At 66.3% G+C, this 1,876-nt stretch carries 1 protein-coding gene; it reads right to left on the bottom strand.

Annotation, left to right across the window (positions count from 1 at the left end; all coding sequences use genetic code 11):
• Window positions 1–1,876, bottom strand: a 1,876-nt coding sequence (locus tag H8B02_RS47020; protein ID WP_229172478.1) for a beta strand repeat-containing protein, incomplete at both ends; no start/stop codon positions are given.

Here is a 1,876-nt window from a genome sequence, read left to right as displayed (position 1 = left end):
GGCGCTGCCGATCCATCCAGCCGCGCCGCCGCCTCCGCCGTTGGCGCCGCCTGCTCCGCCATACCAGTAAAGCTCGGTCCCACCGCCGATCGAGATCAGGTAACCGTCGCTCCCCTTGCCGCCCCCGGCGGCGTTGGGGATGATGCCGGGTGAACCGCTTCTAAAGAGATCGCTGTCCGCGCCCTGAGCGCCGAGGCCGATCCCCCCGCCGCCGCTGCTTCCACCGCGTCCGCCCATCCCGCCGCCACCGCCGTAGCCGTAGTCGGACGTGATACTGCCAGTGCCGCCGGCACCGCCGTTGCCGCCGATCGCGGCGCTGTCGTGGAAAATCACATTGTCGATCGTGGCGCTGCCGTTCGACGAGATGAACAGCGCGCCGCCGAGTCCGGCGCCGCCGCCACCACCGCCACGGACGACGCCGCCGCCTGCGGCCACCGTGTTCTGGATGGTCAGGTTCTCGAGATTGACGTTGCCCGCATAGACGAAGAAGCCGCGCTGGGCGTTGAGGCCGTCGATCGTGTGCGTGCCGCCGTGGCCGTCGCTGCCGTTGATCGTGACGCTCGACCCGCTCAACAGGTTGAACGCGTACAGCTCCGACGTCAGGCTGAAGTTCGCGGTGATGTTGATCGTGTAGCTGGCATTCGCCGCCGCGTTCGTCCCTCCGGAATCCATCTGCAGGATGGCGGCATTGAGCTCGGCCACATTGGAGACATTGAAGACGCGGGTCGAGACGACCTGCACGATCGTTCCGCCGTTCGCATCCTGCGAGAGCTGGAAGCTGGTGCCGCCGACCCCGGCAAGTGTCAGCGTATCGGTCGCGGTCCCGTTCGAGATCGAGAGCGTGTTGCCGGACAGGCTGACCGTGTTGAGCGACGGATTCTGGCTGTTGTACTGCAGCCCGGTCAGGTCGATGAACTGGCCAGGATTGAAATTCGCAATCGTGTTGGTGAACGCATTGCCGCTCAGCGCGGCATTGTCGATCTTCAGCGTACCGACGAGGCCTGACGTGAACGAGATGGTGCCGGTTCCGGCGGCGCCGGCCGTCGCGAGCCACGCCGTGCCCGAATAGATCGTTGTGCTGCTGTAGGTGTTGGCGGCGTGGCCCAGCACGAACGTGCCGCCGCCATCGATGCCGAGATTGCCGCTGCCGGTAATGAGTGCGGTGTCGGTGACGGTTGCACCGTTCGCGATCGACAGGACCGAATTGCCGCTCACCGAAATCGTGTCGTCGAAAATGCCGCCCGATGTCAGCGACAGATGCGCGCTGCTCAGGCCGAACGTCCCCGTCAAGCCGGCGAGCTGACCCATCCCGAGTTGCAGCGTGCCGTCGCCCGACAACAGGAACGTGCCGGAGCCGCTGATCGAGCCGGTGTCGGCGATCGTGCCGGACGATATGTTGAAGGCGCCGCCATTGGCGGTGAGCTGAATATCGTGCGTGAAAGTATAGCCACCGGTCGTGCTCAGCGTGCCGCCATTGAGGATCAGCGCGCCGGCCGAGCCGCCGAGATTGTTGTCGGCGGTGATTGAAAGGACGTTGCCGCCGTCGATCCGGGTGCCGCCGACATAGGTGTTGGCGCCAGTCAGCGTCAGCGTACCGCCGCCGGAGACGACCAGCTTGCCGGTCGTGCCGCTGCCGCTGATGCCCCGCTCGTCGGCAATGGTGTCGCCGATCGTCAGCGTCGTGACGGTCTGCAGGCCCTGGAAGACCGTCGACACGGTGTGCGTCGGCGTGACGGTCATCGTGCCCTGGATGAAGATGTCGCCATAGGCCGAGCCGTTGCCCGCGCCGTTGGCGCCGTTGCCGCCGGTCTCGGTGGCATCCGACAGGGTGCCGCCGATGACGGTCAGCTTGCCGCCCTGCTGGACGAAGATGTCG

The organism is Bradyrhizobium altum (genome assembly GCF_020889705.1).
GTDB classification, from domain to species: domain Bacteria; phylum Pseudomonadota; class Alphaproteobacteria; order Rhizobiales; family Xanthobacteraceae; genus Bradyrhizobium; species Bradyrhizobium altum.
Note: the sequence above shows the minus strand (reverse complement) of the source record. Positions and strands in the feature narration are given on the sequence as shown.